Genomic DNA, 9197 nt, shown 5'->3' with positions numbered 1-9197 from the left:
TCATGAATTAGCCCTCACCCCCTCGATCCCCCTCTCCCAGAATAAAAATCTGGGAGAGGGGGAAGACCTTTGTGGGAAATTTTCTTAATTGTCCGGCCGCTTTAGCCGGTTGGAGCGCAGCGGAAATTGCGATTCTCTGGGACAGGACATCAAACCATTCAACAAATAAACAATTCAACAATTCAACAGTTTTACTTCCTCACACAACACAAAAATTTTCGCACGCTAAAGAGCTAGATCATTTGAAGGAAGTATTCTAATCCCCTACTAACGCTTCTTTAGCCACGGCCTGTTCATCCGATTAGACCTGCTCTTGTTCTTTTTTACCAAAACCCGTAATTTGTACACCTCGGAATCAGTGGTTCGTAAATTTGTTAATTAACAATCAACTTAAGGAGGTTGACAATGGTTAAGGCGCTGGTGGTTCTTGCACCTGGTTTTGAAGAGATAGAAGCCGTTACCATCATCGACCTATTGCGCCGTGCGCAAATCAATGTTACTGTGGCTGGATTGGAAGCCGACCCCATTACGGGATCCCACGAAATTACAATCATTCCGGACCTTCATTTCGAATCCTTAAAAAACGATGATTTTGATGTTCTGATTCTCCCGGGCGGCCAGCCAGGAACCAATAATCTGAAAGCCAATAGCGCTTTGCGGTCCTGGATTCAGGAGCGCTTTCGTCAGCAAAAGAAATTAGCCGCCATTTGTGCCGCGCCAACTGTTTTTCACCGGGCCGGCATTACCAAAAATTTAAAGCTGACCAGCTATCCTTCCGAAAAAGAAGTTTTTACCGATTCCATCTATCTTGAAGAAGCGGTGGTGCAGGATGGGCCTGTAATTACCAGCAGAGGGGTGGGCACGGCTATTCCCTTTTCCCTGCGGTTGATTGAAATATTAACCGATAGCCAGACGGCCAGGACCGTGGCTCAACGCATTCTGTTCGATGGCAAATGGTAATGTGCGCTTCTCTTTTCCGGGCCAACCGTCAAAAATGCTCGACCAGGGCTGCCCCTCTTTCTCAGGTTGGAAATCGCCCTTTACTTAATGTCTGCTATTTTTCGAAAAGAGCTGAACATTTTTTTGAAAATTACGATTCCGTTTCATAATTTCAAATTTGTAAATTTAGGATTTTGAAAAAAAAAGGATTTAATATGGGAATTGAGTATTATTACTATGGTGTGCTGATACTTGCTATGTTCGCTGTTTTTGATCTTATTGTTGGTGTAAGCAATGATGCCGTCAATTTTCTGAATTCGGCGATCGGTTCTCGTGTGGCCCCCTTTTACGTAATCATGATCATTGCCTCTCTGGGCCTTGTAGCAGGGGTTATTTTTTCCAGCGGCATGATGGAAGTTGCCCGAAAAGGTATTTTCCATCCGCAATATTTTACCATGCCCCAGCTTATCGTACTCTTTTTAGGCGTGATGATTACAGACATCATTCTGCTCGACTTTTTTAACAGCTATGGCCTTCCCACCTCTACCACCGTATCCGTTGTGTTCGAATTGCTGGGTGCCGCGGTAGCCATTTCTTTACTTAAAATTTTTCATGACAACGATTCGATCGTCCGCCTGGCCGAATACATCAATACCAGCAAAGCGCTGGTCATCATCTTGGGTATTTTATTGAGTGTGGGCATTGCCTTCATTGTGGGCGCCATTGTTCAGTTTTTAACTCGTTTGTTATTTACCTTCGATTTCAGCAAACGCCTTAAACGCTACGGAGGATTGTGGGGAGGTCTGGCCATGGCCTTCATTACCTACTTTATTCTGGTGAAAGGCGCCAAAGGTGCGGCCTTCATTACCCCGGAAATGTTACAATGGATTCAGAGTCATACGCTGGAAATACTTTCCATTATTTTTATTGTCTCTGCCGTTATTTTGCAGATATTGATCTTTTTGAACATCAATATTCTTAAGCCCATCGTACTCATTGGTACTTTTGCTCTGGCCATGGCCTTTGCAGCCAATGACCTGGTCAATTTTATTGGCGTGCCTATGGCAGGCTACCACTCTTACCTGGCTGCTCTGCAATCGAGCAATCCTTTAAGCGCCACCATGGAAGCCCTGAGTGGAAAAGTACCGGCTGAACCCGGACTGTTGCTTTTGGCTGGTCTCATTATGGTTGTTACTCTGGCTTTTTCCAAAAAAGCCCGAACGGTTACCAAAACTACGATTGATTTAAGTCGCCAGACCGAAGGAGAAGAACGGTTCGACTCCGTCTATCTGGCCCGTAAAATCGTTAAAATTTTTATCATTTTTTTTGACAGCATAAAAAAACTCTTACCCGATTCGATTTTTAACTGGTTCCGCAGACGTCTGGACACCGAGCACTACCACCAGCATCTTGCCGATGAAAGTACTCCATCCTTTGATCTGTTACGCGCCGGAGTCAATCTGATGGTGGCCAGCGCATTGATTTCCTATGCTACTTCGCACAAACTGCCTCTTTCTACCACCTATGTTACCTTTATGGTAGCCATGGGAACCTCCTTTGCCGATATGGCCTGGGGGCGGGAGAGCGCCGTCTACCGCGTTACCGGCGTTTTAACCGTGATTGCCGGCTGGTTTCTGACGGCCCTGGCTGCCTTTTTTACGGCTGCAATCGTAGCAACTTTCATCTATTTTACCAAAGTAGTTGGCGTGATTGTGATGCTCCTGTTTGTGGCCGCCTTTATCGCCCGCAATCACCTGAAACATAAAAAGCGCTTTATTGAAAGCGAAGCTCCTGAAATTTACAATCTCAAAAAGATTACCGAAGTACACTCTTCCATTCACACCACATTTGAACAGATGGGATTCCTGGTGCAGGAAATCCGTCAGTCACTGGATGTCGCTCTGGAAGGCTTGTTTCAGCAAAACGAATACATCATCAAAAACGAAAAAGAAAAAAATAAAAACTTCCAGAAATGGGCCAACATTATCACCGCCAATATCTTTAAATGCCTGCGATTGCTTCAGAAAGAAGAAGCGCACCTCTCTTACCGTTATGCCAACACCATTCGTCACTTACAACGCCTGGTTGATGGCCATCGCGATATTGTGAATCGTGCCTATTTGCACGTAAGCAACCACCACAAAGGATTGTTGGGAGTACAAATTGAAGAGTTAAGTGAGGTTAAACGGCGTGTGCTGGAAATGCTGGATGATGTAGTGCAAACGCTGCAAAATAACGAAAATCTCAACTACGCCAACCTGGAAGAGAAACATGCTGCTCTGGAAGAATTGGCCCAGAAATTAAACGAAAAGCAGATTGAACGCATTAAAGACGGCTCTTCCAAAACACGTTTAAGCATTCTCTATTACGCTATTTTAAACGATTCGTTGATGCTCTCTAAACAGAACTTGAAATTACTGGAAATTTTTTCCGAAGTTCTTTATGGCGCTCAAAAAGTTGAAGAAGTTTAAAACGGTAATCTTCCGGCGCTGATTTAATCGAGAGTCGGCGCCGTTCTGTTTAAAAAGCCCTCTTTCCGGAAATGCGTCTAAAAGACTCGCTTCGCCTGCCCTGATAGGGTGGATTCATCTTTTCTTTTACAAATTTTCCCAACCAGTCCCTTTCAGGAAACTGCGAACGATGGTGAGAGAGCAGTTCAATTTTAAAGTCAATGTAAGACGTAATGTCCATAGCCACATTGGGATTTGCTGTTCCAAAGAAATAAATTTCTTCTACAGCATGAGATTCCCCGGGATACATCCACCTGTTCCTGGCGGCAAAACAGGCATCAAACACAGCCTGGCCAATAATCCGATGATCGCGGTGTTGCAAATTTAAATCGTCAAAAAGTGTATTGGCCGGATCAAAGGTAAAAACCATGTTCGGACGCACCGCTTTAATGATTTTTACCAGTTCGCAACGCAAAGTTTCCGTGTATTCCAAAAATCCGTCTGTAAAACCCAGGTAAAAAACGCTTTTCATGCCCCAGAATTTTGCCGCTGCTTCCTGCTCTTTGCGTCGGACGCCAATGCGTTTTTCCACTGGAACCTCTTCGATTTTAAAACCATTTTCCCCATTGGTTGCCACCACTAAAAAGGCCTGGCTACCATTTTCTATTAATTGCCGTACATATCCCGAACAACCTACTTCGCAATCATCGGGATGGGCTGAAATGCACAGGATCGTCTTCATGAACCCCTTTCTTCGTTAATGATCAAATTTCTGCAGAATACACACACAGGTTATTTCGAATTCCGATTTATCGGATGAAAAATCTTATAACTTTATTAAACAAAAGATATTCCGGTGTCCCGATTCCCGGGATTCCTCAAAATTACGCTTTACCAAACTCTAAGGCAGCAAAACGTTTTTGCAGGGATTTAAGCAACCACAGAGGGCACAGAGAAGCATTTTTAAATTAAAAATTACGAATGACGAATTACGAATTAATTTGCGAAGGGTCAACTTATGCCCAGGCGGTGAAGGCCTGTGCCCGCATGTCATTCTGAGTCCCCGATTTATCGGGGAGAAGAATCCCTTACATTGGCAGACCATTCGAAAGAGCAATGTAACTCGTGCTTCAGTCCGCGACTTTGTAAGGGCGAAGCATTTAAGGTGGATTTTTATTCTAAAACCCATCCCCCCGACCTCCTTCCCTTTAAAAAAAGGAAGGGGGAATTTTAATCTTTGCTTTGTAAAATTTGATTTCTAAATGATCATCTACTCAATGGTTTGGGATTGCCCTGTAATTAGGCCGCTTAAAAATTTTCGCATCCCGCTAAGCGGGATTATAAGTTTTGAAAGAAGTATTCTAAATAACTATTCTCTGATCATTTAAACTAAATTCAAAAACAAAAAATCCTTCTTCCTTTCAACATCACCAAATTTTTACTTTCCTTTTCTTGAATGCAATGCGTTTGAGGCTTATTTTATTTAAAAACAAAGGAGGAAACGTGGCAAAAAAATTCCTTTTCGTACTCTTTCTTGCTGCCTTGCTGTTTGCCGAAGAAGGCATGTTCCCCATTACAGAAATTCATAAATTAGACTTAAAAAAACTGGGCATTGAACTGACGGCAGATCAAATTTTTTCCGAACAACATGTCAGCCTATCCGATGCTATTGTCCAATTAGGAGGCTGCACCGGTTCGTTTATTTCTGCAGAAGGGCTTATTTTAACCAATCACCACTGTGCCTTTCGGGCCATTCAAAATGCCAGTACACCGGAAAACGACTACCTGACAAACGGTTTTGTAGCCCACACACGCGACCAGGAATATCCGGCTAAGGGATACACCGTGCGCATCACCGAGAAAGTTCGCAATGTCTCCGAACGAATTCTGCAACAGACAAGGCACATAGAAGACCCGCTTGAGCGAGAAAAAGCCATCGAAAGAACAATTAAACAGATTGTGAAGAAAGAAGAGGCCCGGCATCCCGGCAAACGGGCCTCCGTATTGGAAATGTTTGCCGGCAAAACCTACTACCTCTTTTTGTACACTTACTTAAAAGATGTACGACTGGTTTACGCGCCTCCGCGCTCCATCGGGGAATTTGGCGGAGAAATTGACAACTGGGAATGGCCGCGCCACACGGGTGACTTTTCATTGATGCGTGCCTATGTGGCAGCGGATGGCTCGCCCGCCGAATACAGTCCAGACAACATTCCATACCAGCCCAAAACCTATTTAAGAGTGGCCCCCTCAGGAGTACAAGAAGGCGAGCGCGTCTTTATTCTCGGTTACCCTGGAAAAACATACCGCCATCGTACCTCTGCTTTCCTTGCCTTTGAATATGAGGTACGCATGCCCTTTGTGGTGAACTGGTACCAATGGCAAATCAACCTGTTAAATCGGTTAGGAAAGGACGATCTGGGGCGGGCATTTAAATTTAGCTCGTGGATTAAAGGACTGGCCAATACGGAAAAAAATTATCGCGGAAAATTACAGGGCATCCGCCGAATTGGTTTAATTGAACAGAAAGAAAAACAGGAAACTCAAATACTAAACTTCATTGCTCAAAAAAAATTGACCAGATACCAATCGGTATTGGAGGAAATCAAGCAGATTTACAACCAGTACCGCCGCTACGCTATCAGAGATTTTGTGCTTTCCTACTTTAGCCGAAGCCCTGTATTGCCCGCTATTGCGCGTACACTAATCCAGGCCGCCAAAGAGCGGCAAAAGGCCGACCTGGAACGGGAAAGCGCTTTTATGGACCGAAATTTTAAACGAACGCAAACGTCCACCTTGTTACGCCTTAAAAATTTTGACGCCCGAGCAGATCAACTGATTTTGGAAAAACTGCTGGAAAAAGCGGCCAACCTGCCGGCTAAACTTCGCATCCGGCCCTTAGATTCCCTTTTTAACCTTAACGACAACGTCAACAAAACACGTTCTGCTGTTCAGCAAGCTTACCAAAACACGCGACTCGCTGAACCTCAATTTGTTAAATCCTGTTTCACAAAATCGTACCAGGAATTAAAAGCCTTACATGATCCTATTCTGGACTGGATGTTTGGGCTGCAAAGTGAATATGAAAATATGAAAAAGCGCAGTAAGCAACGCAACGGCCAGCTCCGACGCCTGCGCGCCCTGTGGTTAGAAGCCAGGCAGGCCTTTCTGCAAAAAGATTTCATCCCGGACGCCAATGGTACGTTTCGCATGACTTTCGGTTTTATTGAAGGGTACGCACCGGCAGATGCCGTTTACAAATCCCCCATTACAACCGAGCGAGGCATTCTGGAGAAGACTACCGGCCAGTCGCCGTTTGACACGCCGCAAAAACTGATCGTGCTTTTAAAGGCCAAACAGTTCGGTCGCTTTGTTAGCAAAAGCGTTGGCACTTTGCCTGTGGGCATTCTGTACAGTTGCGACACTACCGGCGGCAATTCGGGCAGTCCGGTACTCAATGCCCGCGGCCAATTAATTGGTCTGAACTTTGACCGCGCCTTTGAAGCCACCATTAATGATTTTGCCTGGAATCATCGCTACAGCCGCTCGATTGGGGTGGATATTCGCTACATCCTGTTTCTGTTAAAATACTATGCCGGAGCCGATTCTATATTACAGGAAATGGGGGTAAATTGAACCATTTGCAATCATTGACCATTAAAAAAGAAAAAAGGACTTAGCCATGTTTCACTGGAATGTTGATCCGGAAATTTTTAGTTTTGGATTTATCCATATTCGTTACTACAGCCTGCTTTTTATGCTGGGCTTTTTAATCGGCATCTACATGTTCAACTGGATTTACAAACGGGAACATAAACCCCTTAAAGATCTGGATACGTTACTGGTGTACATGTTAATCGGTACGGTGGTGGGCGCCCGACTGGGGCATTGCATTTTCTACGATTTTACCTACTATTTCAGTCACCCTATTCGTATTTTGAAAGTCTGGGAGGGCGGGCTGGCCAGTCACGGGGCTGCCATCGGAATTTTAATTGCACTCTATCTGTACACGCGCAAACGGCCGGATCAACCCTTTTTATGGCTGGTTGATCGAATAGTGATTGCCGTGGCTCTGGCTGGCAGTTTTATCAGAATCGGCAATTTTTTTAATTCCGAAATCATTGGTCGTCCCACAGATGTGCCCTGGGCCGTTGTCTTTGATCGCGTAGATAATATTCCCCGCCATCCCACGCAAATCTACGAAGCGCTGGCCTATTTTCTGATTTTTCTTTATCTCTTTTTTAAATACAAAAAATTAGGAGCAAAAACACCTCGCGGGCATCTTTTTGGTCTCTTCTTGATTTTGGTTTTCGGGTTCCGTTTTGTGGTTGAATTCTTAAAAGAATACCAATCGCCATTTGAAGCGTCACTTCCACTCGATATGGGACAAATTTTGAGTATTCCACTCATTATTTACGGTTTCTATTTGTTACTGAGGCGCCAACGACCTATCCCTGATTCGGACACTTCGCCGAAGAAGTGATTCCATTTGCTCCCGTGTTTCATTAAAGGGAGGGATAGCCATGTTAAAAAAAGCAAAATTAACCATTCTCAGCGAAAACCGTGTAACCAGCCCGCAATTAATCGCAGAGCAGGGGCTGGCCATCTATGTTGAAACTGAGCATGGCCATCTGTTGTTTGACACAGGGCAAACCGATGCGCTGATCCACAATGCCCGAATTTTAAACATCCCCCTACAAGACCTGGATTATGTGGTCCTCAGTCACGGCCACTACGATCACACCGGCGGTCTACCCCATCTGGCCAAAGCGCTTGACCCTTTAACTGTAATTTGTCATCCGGCGCTCATTCATAAAAAATATCGCGTCTTTCCGGCCGGCAATCTTGACATTGGCGTACCCTGGGAAAAAAGCGCTTTGACGCGTCAGGGAGTCGATTTTCAATTCCACACACGGCCCTTCGAAATCTTCCCGGATGTCTGGTTTTCCGGTGAAGTCCCGCGCAACAACGATTATGAAACCATTGACGAAACATACCAGCAGCGCGTTCTGGAAAGCCTGATTCATGATGAATTGCACGATGACGCCTTTTTGGCGCTCAAAACCGCTAAGGGCCTGGTGGTACTGTTGGGTTGTGGACATGCCGGAGCGGTAAATTCTTTGAAACACGCCATGCGCATCACGCAAAATCGCCATGTTCACGCTCTGATTGGCGGCATGCATTTACAGGGGGCGGATGAGCACAAAATCGATCTGGTGGTTAAAAACATTCAGAAAATCAATCCGGATTTGATCTATCCTCTGCATTGTACAGGATTTTCAGCCATTCACAAGTTTTTTAGTATTTTTAAAGATCGTGTTCAATTGTTGAATGTGGGAGACCGAATAGAAATTTTTTAAATGGAAAGGAATCGTTGTACCATGTCAAAATCTAAGGAAAAACGCCCAAGCTGGGATGAATATTTTATGCATCTGGTGGATGAAGTCGCTAAAAGAGCCACCTGCGACCGCGGAAAGAGTGGGGCCATCATTGTGCGCGACAAAAGGATTCTCTGCACCGGATACGTTGGCTCGCCGCCCGGTTTTCCGCACTGCGATGAAGTAGGTCATCTGCTCAAGAAAGTAATCGATGAAGACGGCACCATTCGCCAGCACTGTGTGCGCACCATCCACGCCGAACAAAATGCCATTGCTCAGGCCGCACGTTACGGAATTCCCTTGGAGGGTACTACTCTGTATTGCACCATGGAACCATGCCGGGTTTGCGCCATGCTGATCATCAGTGTGGGAATTAAAAAGGTAGTGGCCAAACGCCGTTACCATGCCGGGCAGGAAACACGCCAATTGT

At 45.1% G+C, this 9197-nt stretch carries 7 protein-coding genes; 6 read left to right on the top strand and 1 reads right to left on the bottom strand.

Annotation, left to right across the window (positions count from 1 at the left end; genetic code table 11):
* Nucleotides 1-405: 405 nt before the first annotated feature.
* Both ACWB0I_RS08130 and ACWB0I_RS08125 read left to right on the top strand, forming a co-directional pair.
* Nucleotides 406-960, top strand: coding sequence for a DJ-1 family glyoxalase III (locus ACWB0I_RS08130; protein WP_479387556.1), 555 nt, complete (start codon nucleotides 406-408; stop codon nucleotides 958-960).
* A 194-nt stretch (nucleotides 961-1154) separates the two neighbouring features.
* The gene (locus ACWB0I_RS08125) at nucleotides 1155-3410 is read left to right on the top strand and encodes an inorganic phosphate transporter (protein WP_479387555.1); all 2256 of its coding nucleotides are present in this window, start codon (nucleotides 1155-1157) and stop codon (nucleotides 3408-3410) included.
* A gap of 49 nt (nucleotides 3411-3459) precedes the next feature.
* Here ACWB0I_RS08125 and ACWB0I_RS08120 read toward each other — a convergent pair whose 3' ends face one another.
* Complete coding sequence (locus ACWB0I_RS08120) at nucleotides 3460-4131, bottom strand: PIG-L deacetylase family protein (RefSeq protein ID WP_479387554.1); 672 nt, start codon at nucleotides 4129-4131, stop codon at nucleotides 3460-3462.
* 761 nt (nucleotides 4132-4892) lie between these two features.
* Between ACWB0I_RS08120 and ACWB0I_RS08115 the strand changes: the two genes are divergently transcribed.
* The 4 genes from ACWB0I_RS08115 to ACWB0I_RS08100 form a co-directional block, all read left to right on the top strand.
* Nucleotides 4893-7025, top strand: a complete 2133-nt coding sequence (locus ACWB0I_RS08115; RefSeq protein ID WP_479387553.1) for a S46 family peptidase — start codon at nucleotides 4893-4895, stop codon at nucleotides 7023-7025.
* A 46-nt stretch (nucleotides 7026-7071) separates the two neighbouring features.
* A complete protein-coding gene (gene lgt, locus ACWB0I_RS08110) occupies nucleotides 7072-7872 on the top strand; it encodes a prolipoprotein diacylglyceryl transferase (RefSeq protein ID WP_479387552.1) in 801 nt (266 codons plus the stop codon).
* A gap of 40 nt (nucleotides 7873-7912) precedes the next feature.
* A complete protein-coding gene (locus ACWB0I_RS08105) occupies nucleotides 7913-8749 on the top strand; it encodes an MBL fold metallo-hydrolase (RefSeq protein ID WP_479387551.1) in 837 nt (278 codons plus the stop codon).
* Between the two features lie 21 nt (nucleotides 8750-8770).
* On the top strand, nucleotides 8771-9197 hold a 427-nt coding region (locus ACWB0I_RS08100; protein WP_479387550.1), incomplete at its 3' end, for a deoxycytidylate deaminase.

It is taken from the genome of Caldithrix sp. (genome assembly GCF_056497305.1).
This window is presented reverse-complemented; position numbering and strand designations above follow the sequence as displayed.

Coding starts and splice junctions, on each gene's coding strand:
- ACWB0I_RS08130 (WP_479387556.1), top strand. CDS start 406: ATGGTTAAGGCGCTGGTGGTTCTTGCACCTGGTTTTGAAGAGATAGAA.
- ACWB0I_RS08125 (WP_479387555.1), top strand. CDS start 1,155: ATGGGAATTGAGTATTATTACTATGGTGTGCTGATACTTGCTATGTTC.
- ACWB0I_RS08120 (WP_479387554.1), bottom strand. CDS start 4,131: ATGAAGACGATCCTGTGCATTTCAGCCCATCCCGATGATTGCGAAGTA.
- lgt (WP_479387552.1), top strand. CDS start 7,072: ATGTTTCACTGGAATGTTGATCCGGAAATTTTTAGTTTTGGATTTATC.
- ACWB0I_RS08105 (WP_479387551.1), top strand. CDS start 7,913: ATGTTAAAAAAAGCAAAATTAACCATTCTCAGCGAAAACCGTGTAACC.